General features: G+C 47.3%; 13 protein-coding genes and 2 pseudogenes. 10 read left to right on the forward strand and 5 right to left on the reverse strand.

The features are described 5' to 3' along the window. Window positions 1-33 precede the first annotated feature (33 nt). The 5 genes from HV314_RS10815 to HV314_RS10835 form a co-directional block, all read right to left on the reverse strand. Window positions 34-672 carry a hypothetical protein gene (locus HV314_RS10815; RefSeq protein ID WP_000256735.1) on the reverse strand — a complete coding sequence of 213 codons (639 nt, stop codon included), beginning with the start codon at window positions 670-672 and terminating at the stop codon, window positions 34-36. Continuing rightward, a complete protein-coding gene (locus tag HV314_RS10820; protein WP_000281555.1) occupies window positions 662-862 on the reverse strand; it encodes a helix-turn-helix transcriptional regulator in 201 nt (66 codons plus the stop codon). Before HV314_RS10820 ends, HV314_RS10815 begins: the two co-directional genes overlap by 11 nt. 150 nt (window positions 863-1,012) lie before the next feature. Further along, on the reverse strand, window positions 1,013-2,143 hold the full coding sequence (locus HV314_RS10825) for a tyrosine-type recombinase/integrase (protein WP_001121920.1): 1,131 nt from the start codon (window positions 2,141-2,143) through the stop codon (window positions 1,013-1,015). 142 nt (window positions 2,144-2,285) lie between these two features. Next, a complete protein-coding gene (locus tag HV314_RS10830) occupies window positions 2,286-3,416 on the reverse strand; it encodes a hypothetical protein (RefSeq protein ID WP_181547994.1) in 1,131 nt (376 codons plus the stop codon). 495 nt (window positions 3,417-3,911) lie between these two features. Further along, window positions 3,912-5,144 carry a hypothetical protein gene (locus tag HV314_RS10835; RefSeq protein ID WP_127662076.1) on the reverse strand — a complete coding sequence of 411 codons (1,233 nt, stop codon included), beginning with the start codon at window positions 5,142-5,144 and terminating at the stop codon, window positions 3,912-3,914. A 306-nt stretch (window positions 5,145-5,450) separates the two neighbouring features. On the opposite strand from HV314_RS10835, the gene HV314_RS10840 reads away from it, so the two are divergent. The 10 genes and pseudogenes from HV314_RS10840 to HV314_RS10885 all read left to right on the forward strand — a co-directional run. Then, window positions 5,451-6,974, forward strand: coding sequence for a type I restriction-modification system subunit M (locus HV314_RS10840; protein WP_181547995.1), 1,524 nt, complete (start codon window positions 5,451-5,453; stop codon window positions 6,972-6,974). Further along, entirely contained in the window at window positions 6,964-8,229 is a 1,266-nt protein-coding gene (locus HV314_RS10845; protein WP_181547996.1) for a restriction endonuclease subunit S, read from the forward strand. Before HV314_RS10840 ends, HV314_RS10845 begins: the two co-directional genes overlap by 11 nt. Next, entirely contained in the window at window positions 8,226-8,909 is a 684-nt protein-coding gene (locus HV314_RS10850) for a YecA/YgfB family protein (RefSeq protein WP_000779013.1), read from the forward strand. The genes HV314_RS10845 and HV314_RS10850 overlap by 4 nt, the downstream gene beginning before the upstream one ends. Window positions 8,910-8,961: 52 nt before the next feature. Continuing rightward, entirely contained in the window at window positions 8,962-12,246 is a 3,285-nt protein-coding gene (locus HV314_RS10855) for a type I restriction endonuclease subunit R (protein WP_181548103.1), read from the forward strand. Beyond that, window positions 12,243-12,998, forward strand: a complete 756-nt coding sequence (locus tag HV314_RS10860; protein WP_063945660.1) for a M48 family metallopeptidase — start codon at window positions 12,243-12,245, stop codon at window positions 12,996-12,998. Before HV314_RS10855 ends, HV314_RS10860 begins: the two co-directional genes overlap by 4 nt. 86 nt (window positions 12,999-13,084) lie before the next feature. After that, window positions 13,085-13,378, forward strand: a pseudogene (locus HV314_RS10865) (IS1-like element transposase); the annotation flags it as partial. Between the two features lie 45 nt (window positions 13,379-13,423). Further along, the gene (gene tnpA, locus HV314_RS10870) at window positions 13,424-13,807 is read left to right on the forward strand and encodes an IS66-like element accessory protein TnpA (RefSeq protein ID WP_001201739.1); all 384 of its coding nucleotides are present in this window, start codon (window positions 13,424-13,426) and stop codon (window positions 13,805-13,807) included. Continuing rightward, on the forward strand, window positions 13,804-14,151 hold the full coding sequence (gene tnpB / locus HV314_RS10875; RefSeq protein ID WP_000609174.1) for an IS66 family insertion sequence element accessory protein TnpB: 348 nt from the start codon (window positions 13,804-13,806) through the stop codon (window positions 14,149-14,151). Before tnpA ends, tnpB begins: the two co-directional genes overlap by 4 nt. A gap of 49 nt (window positions 14,152-14,200) precedes the next feature. Continuing rightward, complete coding sequence (gene tnpC / locus HV314_RS10880) at window positions 14,201-15,736, forward strand: IS66 family transposase (RefSeq protein ID WP_001000409.1); 1,536 nt, start codon at window positions 14,201-14,203, stop codon at window positions 15,734-15,736. Window positions 15,737-15,774: 38 nt separating this feature from the next. Continuing rightward, window positions 15,775-16,227, forward strand: a pseudogene (locus HV314_RS10885) (IS1-like element IS1B family transposase); the annotation flags it as partial. Window positions 16,228-16,387: the final 160 nt, after the last annotated feature.

The following is a 16,387-nucleotide window of genomic DNA, read 5'->3' on the forward strand; positions in this document are numbered from 1 at the left end:
CGCCGGGAGTTTGTCCCCCCCCGGCATAATGAATCAGGATTTAATGACGTCTACTACAGCTTTGAAAATATCATTTTTGCGAGATTCATTATCTACATAGATAAAGGAAACGAGTTTCCTGCCTGCTTTAATCAGGATGCCACGTTGCGTCTTTTCCACAGACGGGGTAACGTGTGCAGATAACAGACAATGTTCATGTAAATGAAGAAACTTTTTTGAGGCGTAGCCGCCATGTAATCGTGCTTGAATGTCAAGATACATATCATCAAGAGAACCGGGTTCTCCTGATTCACTCAATACCGAATAACCCTTCTTATCAAAAAGGTTAAGGATAGATTTACTATCATGTTCGAACAGGGTAACACCGTAAATGTATTTCATTCGAAAGGTGAGGTAATCGGTGGTGTAGACCTCCTCCTGACGATTGAAATTTTTGAGACGCCTGGCTAATTCATTAAAAACAGCACGAGCAGTAGCCGTGTCCTGCAGGGTGTAGGTATAAAGAACGAAGCCATCTGTGCCGATGAGCTTTACTAAGTTGTCCATAATCGTGATAGCGAGAACTAATGCAAAGGACAGATATTTTTCATCGTTGTCTACAGCTGTGCTTGCTGATTCGGGAAGAATGTTCAGTGCATTATTAGCGTTATTTTCCGTGTTCTTAGTAACCATTTATATCACCTTTAAGTTTGTTTTGACGATGTGCATTTTCCCACTCAACAATATCGTCAAGAGAGAATCGTATAGCCCGCCCAATTCTGATGAAGGGCGGGAGTTTTCCGGGATTGCGAGATATATCTGACGCAACCGTGGATGCAGAAAGATTAAATCTTTCTGCGAACTGCTTAATGGTTAAATACATAAACCTCCGGTTTCAGAGAATAAGAAGCCACGCGGATTTAATATCAATCCACATTCTGTGATGACTTAATGCAGGGCCCTGCAGAAGCACGCAATGACAATACCGTCCTTAAACGAGTGTTGCATCAATCACGAATCACAGATCATTGGTTCATTTTTTCGTGTCATAACTTTCAATGACCTGAGAAACCACTGCGTGCGATGTCGCTGCATTGTGAAAAGCGTAGCGACGGGTTGCCGTAAGTGAGTGATGATTGAGCAGATGGGAAGCGATTGCAATATCCCCGGTCGCCTGTAGTACCCGGGTGGCAAAGGTACGGCGCAGGTCATGCATCCGCAGGTTATCAATGTCGGCATCCCGGCAAATACGGGCAAAGGTTGCACGCGGATATGCCAGAGGGCGGGCATTGTCGGTTAGTCGCGGAAAAATGTAAGTTTTGCTGAGCATCAGGTCCTGCTGGCACTGGACAACTGCAATGGCTGGAGGTGCAAGTGGGCAGGTGAAAGGGTGTCCGGACTTTGTATCAGGCAGTATGAGTTGATGCATATCCGGGTGCCAGTACTCCCATTTCAGGGTACATACCTCTCCAATACGCATCCCGGTATAAAGAGCAAGCAATATAGAATCAGCTGCCGGTGTTTGCAGCGCTGTTGCCGCGTCAATAAAGCGCGGGATTTCTGTCGCTGATAGTGTGCGATAGCGAATGTTATTTTCTTTCAGATAGCGGACATGTGACATCGGGGAATGTGTGATCCATCCAGCACGTACTGCCAGAGAGCATATTTTGGACAATATTGCGAGGATACGGTTTACTGTTGACGGACGTAATTTTTCCCGTAAGCCAGCAGCATATTGTTCTAGTTCTCCTGCCGTGATGTCGCGAAGTTGCCGCTTGCCCCAGAACGGGCGAACGTAGAGGTTGAGTTTTGACAACTCTGACTGAGGACTCTTTTTATACAACTGCAAATCCGGTAGCCACAGGTCATTGATGGCCTGTTCCACAGTGAATCGACGGGACTGAACCGCAAGACGATTTTTATCAGCAAGCAGTTTCATCACATGCTGACGGGCATCCTCAACGCAGAGCTGAGGGAACTGACCCAGGGTTTCATATATACGCTGATTGTTTATAGTGGCACGAAAGGCCAGCGTGATCCGATTGGGATACACCAGAGCACGCAGGTTTTGGCAGTGAATATCACGGTATTCCTGACAACCCGTGAGGGGATGTGGAAGTTGGTGAATTGATTTGTTGCTGAAACGCAGATCCAGAATAGGCATCGTATTTCTCCTGTAAATGACACTGGAAAAATACGATGTGAGGTTATAGTCTGCCAGTTACAGCTTTCACAGTTCATCAGGTGAAAAATGCTGATTCGGATATAATGGCAACACAATTCCATGTCGCCATTATATTAAGAAACTACAGTTTCATGATCTTGTTCGCTATTTTTTCGAAGTAAACCTCATTCTTAAGAAGAGTGATATTGTTAGTTTGAACACCCAGACCACTGGACGTTGACTGGAAATTCATTGAACCACTTATCACTGTGGACTTTCCTGATAAAAAGGAAATCAACTCCTTGGAAGATGGTGCCCACTCAGGGTTTAAGAGTAATGCAATATAGATATATGTCTTACGAAGCAATTGTTCGATATCTTTTTTATGCCCTGTAGTGTTTTGCTTACCTTTAATGCAAATAGATTTGATTATGAACTCATCAGGGCTGGTTAAAGGCGTTTTAAACTTATTCAGTGATCCATCGTTATGAATGACTTCATAAGGCAGCATAGATAAAATGATCAATGCAATCATTTTAGGATGATAAAGGTAGTTATCACGAATGATTTTTCCTGCCTTCATTGTATTGAGCGTTGTTTGAATAAATACAAAAAGATATTCAGAGCAAAAGTAACAAAACACAAGCCAGGATAGGTCAATGGCTGGAATGTTAATATCCTTAGGTAGTTTGTTTAGCCAGTATTCAGACTTCAAAAAGGTCCTGATTTCAACAGTATATTCATGCATTTTTGCGCTGAAATCAAGCATTGCTACTTGACCTGATTGTTCCGTAACTGTGTGGTCTATAAATGTTAGTGTATTGCACATTTTATCCAGCGTGTTTTGAAAACAAGAAAGGAGTTCGGCATTATTATTACCATTAACCGCAGATGAAAGTTCAGTTTCAATAAATGCATCCAGTAGCATACAGATTTCTTTCGGAATTACATTTTTACGGGATTGCTGTGAATAGAAATGTACTGCCAGTAAATTAAAGGCAGTGCACTCCTTTTTTAACCATTGTTCGAGCACTGGGACGTGCTGAAAAAAATTGATATGCTTAGCAGTAGATGCTGATGGAGATAGTACATGAAGAATATCTACAGCAGGCTTCATTTGCAATATTTGATCGGATTCGGTAGTCGTCATTAGTTCCAGTAATTGCTGTTCAGAAAATAGTTTAGACAGGTGATCAATGTCTTTTTGGTATTGATTAAGTTTGGTTAAATTCCCCGGTATACGGGTTACATTGTTTTTCATTTTCTCGAACATAATTTTATCCTCGTTTGAATTATTACACTGATTTAAAAAGTAGCATGTCGTGTTAGCGAGGTAATCCTAAAACGTGAATGGCAGCAGGGGCAAGCTTGAATCTGCGTAAGGATATGGCTTAAATTTAATGGTGTAATTAGTGGGTTAGAGGCTTATAGCTATTTAAATACAATAAGTTATGACGGTGTGTGGCGAGTGTAAATCGGTTAGTTTTTATGGTTAAAATATGAGCGCTGTGAGGTTTGAGATATGATGGTTTTGAAATTACATACAAGTTAGCGCTGAAGATCAATATTAATACCAAAATGACACATGCGAGCAGCACCCAATCCTGTACTATTTATGATGGCTATACAAGGCTGAAATTTTGAGTCGTATGTTGCCAGGAGGATTAATGTCCACAAGGCCCAGATAGAATGATTTCTCAGATATTAAAGTTGAAACTTATTAACTATGTGAGAGGCTGATATTTATTCAGTCTCTCATTTGTTAAAGTTAAAAGGAAATAAATAATGCCTTCCGCCGATGAATCAGTGTGCTGATTTCCCTCAAATCAGCCTCAATACTACCAACATTACCAAAGACTTCACCTCTAATCTCACTTCGATTTTTCATGAAATTGGTGCTTAATAAGCTTTCTTTTTTTAATGCCATTAATTTTGGTTTTATATCGTTATAGAAGTGCTTATGGCTTACCCTGATGCTATGAATCGAGTAGTAAACTATTTTATACATCAAAAATATAAGTAACTGGCCGAGAAGATATTCTTTTTCAATGTATTTATATTGAGAGGATTTTTCGCGTTTCGCCAGGTAGAAAACATGAGGTGCGATAATGGTGGGGATAAAATTCAGTGCTGGAGAGGTTTTGGTTTTTTCTGTTTCTCTTCCGGATTGAAGATGTTGAAGTACAGAGTATGCAATGCTTAATATTATGGCATTGCTTATATTATTAATTGCAGTTGGGTAAATATGCAGGTTGCTTATCAATTCTGAAAGGCAAAGTAAAACACCAGTGATGTTGGGTTTTCTGCCAGAGATTGTGGTGCTGTTGAAAATGTGACGATTCTTACGACTTATATTGACAAGTTTATGAGTGCAGAACTCTATATGTTCGACGATTTTATCTTGACTATTTTTAATGTATTTTGAAATGTTAGTGATCCGGCCATTCAACGTTAGTTCATCAAGCAATATATCATTTTTAATATTGCGAATTTCATCGCAATGTTCACATTGAGAAACTATCTCATGTAATACATAACTCGAAGTATTGCGGGGTGACGTTGATATGTAATCTAAAATAGAAGGCTCGATTTTGATTTTTTGTTTGTATTTTTTAATGCACTGTTTGATTGTTTTTTGTAGAGTATTTGAGATGTGTTTTTTATATTCTTTTAGAAAATCTTGCTCTAAAAAGAGTGAGGAGAAGATCAACTGCTGGCGAGATAATTTAATCTCAGGCTTGATCAATTTAATCCGAAAAACTCTTCCCTCCAACTCATAGCTGAACATGGAAGATAAGTCATAGTGGGGTGATAAATGTTCGAGTAACGACATTCGTGTATTCATTAGCCGCTTGAATTTATGGTCAGCATACATAAGTGTTTTTTTTATTTGCTCATCATAAAGTGGGCCGATAGCGCAGTTGGCAATACTCATTCTATCCGGAGACCTCCAGTCAGCAGGGGAATCACATTGACGGTCATCATTACTATCAAAGGGCATCAACGTTGCCGATTATGGATCATGTCAGCTCCACACACCAGAACGGGTGATATATGGATCATCATTACCCCAACGGCAGTTTTACACCATGGCTAATATGGATGCTATCTTACTAAGATAATTGGTTTTTAGCGAGTGACGAGCCAGGTTGTGTCAGTCTGTTTCATGTCGATATTACGGGGATGATGCAAACCTGAATGCTGCGATATTGGCGTGTCAGGGGAGGCATCTTACGGTATCATTTACCGCAATTTTTAAGATGCAAAGCCCTGCATCGCTAGCTTTTTCTTCAGACCAGGATGATTCATGAACGACAAAATCAGTCAGGACACGATCAACAAAGCCCTGTGGGCCGCGTGTGATACGTTCCGTGGCACCATCAGTGCTGATACCTATAAAGACTTTATCCTTACCATGCTGTTCCTCAAGTACATTTCAGATGTCTGGCAGGATCACTATGACGAATACAAAGAACAGTATGGCGATGCGCCGGAACTGATTGAAGCGATGATGGCCAACGAGCGTTTTGTACTGCCAAAAAGTGCCAGCTTTTATGCGCTGTACGAACGCCGCCATGAGCCGGGTAACGGTGAGCGTATCGATCAGGCTCTGCATGCAATCGAAGAAGCCAACGGAACCAAACTGAAAGATGCCGGGAAAAGCGTGTTCCAGGATATTTCGTTTAACACCGATCGTCTTGGCGAAGAAAAACAGAAAAACACCATACTGCGTCAGCTACTGGAAGACTTCGCCGGTGAAGATCTCAACCTGAAGCCGAGTCGTGTCGGTACGCTGGACGTTATCGGCAATGCTTACGAATACCTGATCAAAAACTTTGCCGCCAGCGGTGGGCAGAAAGCCGGGGAGTTCTATACCCCGCCGGAAGTTTCGGACCTGATTGCAGAACTGCTCGATCCGCAACCGGGTGATACCATCTGCGATCCAGCCTGTGGTTCCGGTTCATTATTGATGAAGTGTGGGCGTAAAATTGTCTCCGGGCATGATAGTCGTAACTATGCATTGTTCGGTCAGGAAGCGATCGGTTCTACGTGGTCGCTGGCGAAAATGAATATGTTCCTGCACGGGGAAGACAACCATAAAATCGAGTGGGGCGATACCATTCGTAACCCGAAGCTGCTCGATAAAAATGGCGACCTGATGCTGTTTGATATCGTGACCGCTAACCCACCGTTCAGCCTCGATAAGTGGGGCCATGACGAGGCCGAGAACGATAAGTTTGGCCGTTTTCGTCGCGGTGTACCGCCGAAGACTAAAGGAGATTACGCTTTTATCTCGCATATGATCGAAACCCTGAAACCGGGAACTGGCCGTATGGGCGTAGTTGTGCCACACGGTGTGCTTTTCCGTGGCTCCAGCGAAGGTAAAATTCGCCAGAAACTGATCGACGAAAATTTGCTGGATGCGGTAATTGGTCTGCCGGAAAAACTGTTCTACGGTACGGGGATTCCGGCTGCGATTCTGATTTTCAAAAAGCAGAAAGTTGATGACAAGGTGCTGTTTATCGATGCCAGCCGTGAATATAAGGCGGGAAAAAACCAGAACCAGCTCAGCGCAGAAAATATCCAGAAGATCGTAAACACCTATCGTGAAGGGGATAACGTCGAGAAATATGCTTATCTCGCCAGCCTGAAGGAGATTCAGGACAATGATTACAACCTTAATATTCCGCGCTATGTCGATACCTTTGAAGAAGAAGACGAGATTGATTTGCTGGCCGTGCGTGCTGAGCGTGATCAACTGAAAGCGGAACTGGCGAAATTGGAAATGCAGATGGCGGGTTATCTGGAGGAGTTGGGTTATGGTGCCTAAGAGGTGGACGCTTGGAACCTTAAATGATTTGGCAGATACAATTATGGGATATGCCTTTAGAAGTGAAGATTTTGTTCCAACAGGTATTCCTTTGCTTAGGATGGGCAATCTATACCAGAATTCGTTAGATTTAAACCGTAACCCTGTGTATTTACCGGACTCCTTTAAAGTTGACTATAAAAAGTTCTTGGTGAAGCCAGGTGATTTAGTCATGTCTATGACGGGCACAATGGGAAAACGTGACTATGGTTTTACAGTTGAAATTCCTTCAAACACTCAATACTCATTGCTAAACCAGCGGGTACTAAAGATAGTTCCTAAAAATAATTCGAGCTCTGGTTATATTTTGAACCTACTCCGGAGTGAGTTGATTCTATCTGTATTGTATTCATTTCCAGGTGGAACGAAGCAAGCTAACTTATCCGCTAAACAGGTACAGGAGTTACCAGTTCTTATCCCCCCATTGGCGGAACAAAAAAAAATCGCGGAAATCCTGTCAATCTGGGATAAGGCGATTTCGGTGACGGAAAAGCTGCTCGCCAATAGTCAGCAGCAGAAAAAAGCCCTGATGCAGCAATTGCTTACTGGAAGGAAGCGGTTGCGGGATGAGAATGGGGTGAGGTTTAGTGGGGAGTGGGAATATACCATTTTCGGCAACTTGGGTGATACCTATACCGGTTTAACAGGGAAGACCAAGGAGGATTTTGGTGCAGGTAAGCCATATATCCCTTACATCAATATTTTCAAAAATTCCAGAATCGATATTCAAAACCTAGAGTACGTACAGGTTAATGATGATGAGCGCCAATCCGTTGTAAAGTACGGCGATATATTTTTCACTACATCATCGGAGACGCCAGAAGAGGTTGGGATGTCTTCGGTTTTATTGGAAGAGGTTAGTGAGGTTTTCTTAAACTCATTTTGCTTCGGATTTCGATTGAATAACTTCGAGACTCTTATTCCAAAATATGCTCGTTACCTATTCCGTAGTGAACATGTACGCCGTCAAATTTCGACATTAGGTCAGGGAGCAACTCGCTACAACCTCTCAAAAAGGCAATTGATAAAGTTAGAGCTTAAACTCCCCTGTGTTGAAGAACAGCAAAAAATCGCAGCCGTACTTTCTGCTGCGGATGCTGAAATATCCACATTGGAGAAAAAACTCGCCTGCCTGAAAGACGAGAAGAAAGCCTTGATGCAGCAACTGCTGACCGGGAAACGTCGGGTGAAAGTGGATGAGGCGGTTGCCGTATGAAACTGACGAAAAGCGGTCCACTGACTGACCGGGAAATCGACTGGCTGGAAGAAATATTAATGAAGTATGGAATGGATGATTCTGTACTCTGTTTCTCTGAGCTGGATGGATTGCTGACGGCGATTTTATCAGGTCCAAATATGGTTTCACCCAATATCTGGCTGAGTGCTATTTGGGGAGGAGGCGATTATCATCCGAAATGGTCATCTGAGAGAGAGATGGAGCGTTTTGTCAGTCTGTGTTTTCAGCATATGAACGATATCGCTGGTTGCCTTTATGACGCCCCTGAACTGTTTGAGCCGATTTTCAATGAGCGTGAGGTAAAGGGGGAAAAATATACCATTGTGGAAGAGTGGTGTTTTGGTTATATGAAAGGAAAGTCACTGGATGACTGGTCTGGTCTTCCCGGTGAGTTACGGCCTTCTCTGGAAGTGATCGCTCTTCATGGCGTGGAGAAGAATTTTCCTGTACTTGAGAAAATGACCGGAGAGCAGTTTGAGAAAAGTATTTCCCTTATTCAGCCTGCTGCACTGGCACTTTATCAGTACTGGTTGTCAGTGAGAATGTCAGAGGCATCATCCCGGCCTGTTCCAGTGAAGGGGGCAGAAAACATGCCCGGGCGAAATGACCCGTGTCCGTGTGGCAGCGGTAAAAAATTTAAGAAGTGCTGTCTGCATTGATGAATCTTCATGTGACCAGTAGCGAGTAGCGCCAGAAAGAAAAGGATTAATGATGAACCAGACGTACACGCCAAAATTCCAGGAAGAATACAGCGCCAAAATTCCGGCACTGACGTTACTGACCAGCCTCGGCTGGACGTTTTTATCTCCGAAACAGATTATGGATTACCGGGGCTATAAACAGGATGAGGTGGTGCTGCGTCCGGTTCTGCGTGAAGAGCTGTCGAAGCGTTCCTTTATGGCGGGCGGTAAAACATGCCGCTTATCGGAAAAAGCGCTGGATAACCTGATATCACAGGTCTGTTCTCCGGCGCTGAATGAAGGGCTGCTGAAAGCCAATGAGCGGATGTATAACCATCTGCTTTACGGGATCGCCGTTACGGAGTTTGTCGATGGCAAAAAGGTGAACCCCACCATTGCGCTGATCGACTGGGAACATCCGGAAAATAACCAGTTCCACTTTACTGAAGAATTTACGGTATTGCGGTCAGGTGGTGTTGAAACCCGGAGGCCAGATATTGTCTGCTTTGTTAATGGTATCCCGCTGGCTGTTATTGAAGCGAAAAGCCCGGCTGGTCATGGCAAGAAAGGGCCAACCATTGACGAGGGGATATCCCAGAGTATCCGCAACCAGTTCAACGATGAAATCCCGCAGCTGTTTGTCTACAGCCAGTTATTACTTTCGATTAACGGTCATGACGGGCGCTACGGTACATGCCATACGCCAATGAAATTCTGGGCGGCATGGCGCGAAGAAGATATTACCGATGCGCAGATGTATGCTCTGCGCAACCATCCTTTATCGACTGAACAAATTCATGCGTTGTTTGATCATCGTCCATCAGCCGATCTCAACTGGTACCAACAGTTAATCGCCGCCGGTGAACTGGCTGTCAGTGGACAGGACAAACTGCTCATCAGCCTGCTTTCGCCGGAACGTCTGCTGGAGATGACCCGCTTCTTCACTCTGTTTGATAAAAAGACCGGGAAAATTGTCGCCCGCTATCAGCAGGTGTTCGGTATTAAAAGACTGCTGGAGCGCATCAGTACCCGCAGACCCGATGGGGGCAGGGAAGGTGGTGTTATCTGGCATACCACCGGCTCTGGCAAATCGTACACCATGGTGTTCCTCAGCAAGGCGCTGATTCTTCATGACAGCCTGAAGCGGTGTCGTATCGTGGTGGTGACGGACCGTATCGATCTTGAAGAACAGCTCAGCAGTACCTTTGCATCCGGCGGCGAGTTGGCCGGGAAAAAAGACAAAGCCAATGCAATGGCGACATCCGGGCAGATGCTGGCGAAACAGATTGGCTCCGGTAAAGAACGCATCATTTTCACCCTAATCCAGAAATTTAATTCAGCGACAAAACTTCCTGAATGCGTCAATACCAGCCCCGATATCATCGTTCTGATTGATGAAGGACACCGTAGCCAGGGTGGTGAGAACCATGTGCGAATGAAACTGGCACTGCCGAACGCCGCCTTTGTGGCATTTACTGGTACGCCATTGCTAAAAGAAGATAAGACCACCAATAAATTCGGACCGATTGTCCACGCTTATACCATGCAGCGAGCGGTAGAAGATAAAGCCGTTACACCTTTGCTGTATGAAGAACGTATTCCCGACCTTGAGGTTAACGATCGGGCAATAGATGCCTGGTTTGATCGTATTACCGATGGGTTAAGCGAAGCGCAAAAAGCCGACCTTAAGCGTAAATATGCCCGTAAAGGTGAGGTTTATAGTGCAGATGATCGCATCCGTCTGATCGCACTCGATATCGCCATGCACTTCTCGAAGAATATTGATGAGGGACTGAAAGGCCAGCTTGCCTGCGACAGCAAGATTTCCGCCATCAAATATAAAAAGTATCTTGATGAAGCCGGGTTGTTTGAGTCAGCTGTAGTTATCAGCCCGCCGGATACCCGGGAAGGGAATACTGAGGTGGATGAAAGCAAACTGCCGGAAGTGACGAAATGGTGGAAAGATAACGTCGGCACGCAGGATGAGTCTGTGTATACCCGCAATATCATCAGTCGTTTCGATACCGATGAGAAGCTCAAATTGCTGATAGTCGTTGATAAACTGCTCACCGGGTTTGATGAGCCGAAGAATACCGTGCTGTATATCGACAAGCCGCTTAAGTCCCACAACCTTATCCAGGCGATTGCGCGGGTGAACCGACTGCATCCACTGAAAAAGTTCGGTCTGCTGATTGATTATCGCGGTATTCTGGCTGAGCTGGACACGACTATCGGCAAATATCAGGACCTCGCCTCCCGAACTCAGGGCGGATACGATATCAAAGATATTGACGGGCTGTACAGCGCCATGAGCTCTGAATACAAGCGCCTGCCGCATCTGTATAACCAGCTGTGGGCCATATTTGCTGGTGTCAAAAACAAAAATGATACTGAGCAGTTACGTGCGGTACTGGTGCCTAAAATGGAAGAACGTGACGGAGAGATGGTCGATATCCATCAGAAAACCCGTGATGATTTCTTCGAGGCGTTAACGGCCTTTGCCGGATGCCTGAAAGTGGCACTGCAGTCCGCCACCTTCTTCACCGACAAGAGCTTTACGGAACAAGACCGAAACCTCTATAAAGAAACCGTAAAACAGATGTCCAGCCTGCGCCAGTGGGCGATGCAGGTCAGTGGAGAGCAGGTCAATTATGACGACTACGCCGAGCAGGTGAAAAAACTGCTGGATAAGCATGTCACCGGCGTTGAGGTTCGTGAACCGGATGGCGTGTATGAAGTCGGTAAAATGGGTAAGAGCGAAAAGCCCGAAGAGTGGGACAACAATAAAACCCGCAATGAAACCGACATCATTAAAACCCGTGTGACGAAGATGATTGAGCAGGAGCTGCGTGATGATCCGTATGCTCAGGAGGCCTTTTCCAGACTCCTGCGTATGGCAATCGAAGAGGCTGAAAAACTGTTCGACCATCCACTTAAGCAGTACCTCTTATTCCGTGAGTTTGAAGAACAGGTTGAAGCCCGTAAGCTCAGCGATATCCCGGATGCACTGGCGGTAAACAAGCATGCTCAGGCGTATTACGGTGTATTTAAAAAAGAGCTACCTGAGGTTTTTGTGGTAAAAGACGTTCAGGTGCAGGATAAGTGGACGAAGCTGGCTTTTGAAGTGGACAGCATTATCGTTAGAGCGGTGGCAGAAAACTCCCTGAAGCCCCAGGACATTGAGAAAGTCGTTAAGACAAGTCTGCTACCACTGCTGTTTACGGCCTGCCGGGAAATTGGTGCCGGAATGAATCAGGTTAACCGTATTGTGGAAACCATCATCCAGATACTGCGCGTTGGTTTGATGAAATCATGAGTGAAAAAGAATCGCCATCAATGAAAGCGTTACGCATTGTCTATGGTGATGAGGTCATCGTCGTACAGTGTGTTCCGCGTCAGGTCGTAAAGGGCAGGGTGCTCATCAAGGTGCATCCCGACTGCCGGGTTGTGGCCTCTGTACCGCCTGAAACACCGGAGCACGAGGTATTGTCTGCGCTGAAAAAACGTGGGCGCTGGATATACCAGCAACTGCGTGATTTCAGGGAGCAACAGACACACATTGTTCCGCGTCAGTATGTCAGCGGAGAAAGCCATTATTATCTCGGTAAGCAATATCAGTTGAAAGTGACAGAAGACGCTACTGTGCCGCAACGAGTGAAAATGTTGCGTGGGCGTCTGGAAGTGACTGTCAGACACAAATCGGCAGAAAAGATTAAAGCCTTGCTGGCTGAATGGTATCGGGAACGTGCCAGAGATGTTTTTCAGCGCAGGCTTGATTTACTGATTCCGCAGACCCTTTGGGTCAGTGAGCGTCCTCCGATACGTCTGCGGGCGATGCAAACGCAATGGGGCAACTGCTCTGCAAAAGGCTGTCTGACCCTGAATCCATGGCTGGTTAAGGCATCCTCAGAATGTATCGATTATGTCTTGCTACATGAGTTATGTCATGTTGCTGAGCACAACCATAGTGAGGAGTTTTACCGCTTGATGGGGCAGGTTATGCCGGGCTGGGAAAAGGTTAAGAAGCGACTGGATGGTATGGCTGGGATGTTGTTGGCAGATATGTAGTTTCTAACTTATTCCAATGGGCTCATTTGTCGGTGATGCTGCCAACTTACTGATTTAGTGTATGATGGTGTTTTTGAGGTGCTCCAGTGGCTTCTGTTTCTATCAGCTGTCCCTCCCGTTCAGCTACTGACGGGGTGGTGCGTAACGGCAAAAGCACTGCCGGACATCAGCGCTATCTCTGCTCTCACTGCCGTAAAACATGGCAACTGCAGTTCACTTACACCGCTTCTCAACCCGGTACGCACCAGAAAATCATTGATATGGCCATGAATGGCGTTGGATGCCGGGCAACTGCCCGCATTATGGGCGTTGGCCTCAACACGATTTTACGTCACTTAAAAAGTAAGCGTCGTCTGAGTACCGTCTGGTCCCGAATCCAGGATCCTGTAACTTAAGCACCCACTTATTTTGCAGGTGGACACCTCATGCGCGCTAAAGAAAGACTTCCCCGGAAACACTATTCCCCTGAATTCAAAATGGAACTGGTCAGGCTGGCTCTTGAAGAAGAAGGCAGTATTGCCGCACTGGCCCGGAAACATGACGTCAATGATAACCTGCTCTTTAAATGGATAAGGCTCTGGCAGCGTGAAGGGCGGGTCTGTCGGCCCCGAAAAAACTCATCGTCGCTTCCTGCCCTGATACCCGTGCAGCTTCAGGCGGGCTCTTCTCTCCCAACCTTCGAACTACCATCCTGCTCTCCTCCCGCTACCTGCCACATAAAATGTCGGGGAGGAGAAATAACACTGACTCATCCCTCTGCTGAACTCATGAGCACTGTCCTGCGCGAACTGATGCGGGGGCCGGTATGATAAATCTTCCCGCAGGCACAAAAATCTGGCTGGTTGCCGGTATCACCGATATGCGCAACGGCTTCAATGGCCTCGCCGCAAAGGTGCAGACCGCGCTGAAAGATGACCCGATGTCCGGCCACGTCTTCATCTTCCGGGGACGCAGCGGCAGTCAGGTAAAACTGCTCTGGTCCACCGGCGATGGTCTGTGCCTGCTGACAAAGCGACTGGAACGTGGTCGCTTCGCCTGGCCCTCAGCCCGCGATGGCAAAGTGTTCCTGACGCCGGCGCAACTGGCGATGCTGATGGAAGGTATCGACTGGCGACAGCCAAAGCGGTTACTGACATCCCTGACCATGTTGTAGCGCTCTTTATCCTGGTTGTCGCAGAATAAGCCTGGTAAAATACAGGCTTATGAACGATACCTCTTCTGACGACATCCTTCTGCTGAAACAGCGCCTGGCCGAACAGGAAGCGTTGATCCACGCCCTGCAGGAAAAGCTGAGCAACCGGGAACGCGAAATAGACCATCTGCAGGCGCAACTGGATAAGCTGCGCCGGATGAACTTCGGCAGTCGTTCCGAAAAGGTATCCCGCCGTATCGCGCAAATGGAAGCTGACCTGAACCTGCTGCAGCAGGAAAGCGATACGCTGACCGGCCGGGTGGATGACCCGGCAGTGCAGCGCCCGCTGCGTCAGACCCGCACCCGCAAACCGTTCCCTGAGTCACTCCCACGGGATGAGAAGCGGCTGCTGCCGACTGAGCCGTGTTGCCCGGAGTGCGGTGGTTCGCTGAGTTACCTGGGTGAGGATGCCGCCGAACAGCTGGAGCTGATGCGCAGCGCCTTCCGGGTTATCCGGACAGTCCGTGAAAAGCATGCCTGCCGTCGGTGCGATCGCATCGTTCAGGCCCCGGCTCCTTCGCGCCCCATCGAACGGGGGATCGCCGGACCGGGGCTGCTGGCCCGAGTGCTGACCTCAAAGTATGCAGAGCACACACCGCTGTATCGCCAGTCGGAGATCTATGCCCGCCAGGGTGTAGTGTTGAGTCGTTCTGTACTGTCGGGCTGGGTGGATGCGTGTTGTCGTCTGCTGGCACCGCTGGATGAAGCCCTTCAGCACTATGTCCTGACCGACGGCAAACTCCATGCTGACGATACGCCTGTCCCGGTGCTGTTGCCGGGCAATAAGAAGACGAAGACCGGGCGCTTATGGACGTACGTTCGAGACGACCGCAACGCCGGATCAGCGCTGGCCCCCGCAGTGTGGTTCGCTTACAGCCCGGACAGAAAAGGTATCCACCCTCAGACCCATCTTGCAGGCTTCAGTGGCGTACTGCAGGCTGATGCCTACGCCGGGTTCAACGAGCTCTACCGCGACGGCCATATAAAGGAAGCCGCGTGCTGGGCCCATGCCCGCCGAAAAATCCACGATGTTCACGTCCGTACCCCGTCAGTCCTGACGGAGGAGGCGCTGAAACGGATCGGCGAGCTGTATGCCATCGAGTCGGAGATCAGAGGTAAAAGAGCAGAGGAACGGCAGGCAGTCCGGCACCAAAAAGTGCTGCCGCTGCTGGCGTCACTGGAGGGGTGGCTGCGGGAGAAACAGAAAACCCTCTCAAGGCACTCAGAACTGGCGAAGGCGTTCGGGTATGCGCTGAACCAGTGGCCGGCGCTGATCCGCTATGCAGAAGATGGCTGGGTGGAGGTGGATAATAACATTGCCGAAAACGCCCTACGACGGGTCAGTCTGGGGAGAAAAAACTGGCTGTTCTTCGGCTCGGATCATGGTGGTGAGCGCGGTGCGTCACTGTACAGTCTTATCGGGACGTGCAAATTAAACGGCGTGGATCCGGAACGCTATCTGCATTATGTACTTGATGTCATCGCCGACTGGCCTGTGAACCGGGTGGGTGCTCTGCTCCCGTGGCGGGTTACTCTGCCTGCCTGACCAGCTTCACTTCGTCAATACGGTTCTCACTGCACGCTTACCTTAAAAAACTCAGCCCGCAGTCGGTAACCTCGCGCATACAGCCGGGCAGTGACGTCATCGTCTGCGCGGAAATGGACGAACAGTGGGGATACGTCGGGGCTAAATCGCGCCAGCGCTGGCTGTTTTACGCGTATGACAGGCTCCGGAAGACGGTTGTTGCGCACGTATTCGGTGAACGCACTATGGCGACGCTGGGGCGTCTTATGAGCCTGCTGTCACCCTTTGACGTGGTGATATGGATGACGGATGGCTGGCCGCTGTATGAATCCCGCCTGAAGGGAAAGCTGCACGTAATCAGCAAGCGATATACGCAGCGAATTGAGCGGCATAACCTGAATCTGAGGCAGCACCTGGCACGGCTGGGACGGAAGTCGCTGTCGTTCTCAAAATCGGTGGAGCTGCATGACGAAGTCATCGGGCATTATCTGAACATAAAACACTATCAATAAGTTGGAGTCATTACCATGGTGGGTTACCACCAAACGAATCAGAAAACCGATACTGGAAAAACTCTAACGCGGTGGCCAGTTTTAGTTGACCACAACACTTGCCGTGGGGTATATCTACTTATAGAGATTGACTTTATTGTGTTTTCGGTCGAATACAAGT

The sequence above is a fragment of the Citrobacter sp. RHBSTW-00887 genome, assembly GCF_013728095.1.
Lineage (GTDB): Bacteria > Pseudomonadota > Gammaproteobacteria > Enterobacterales > Enterobacteriaceae > Citrobacter > Citrobacter braakii.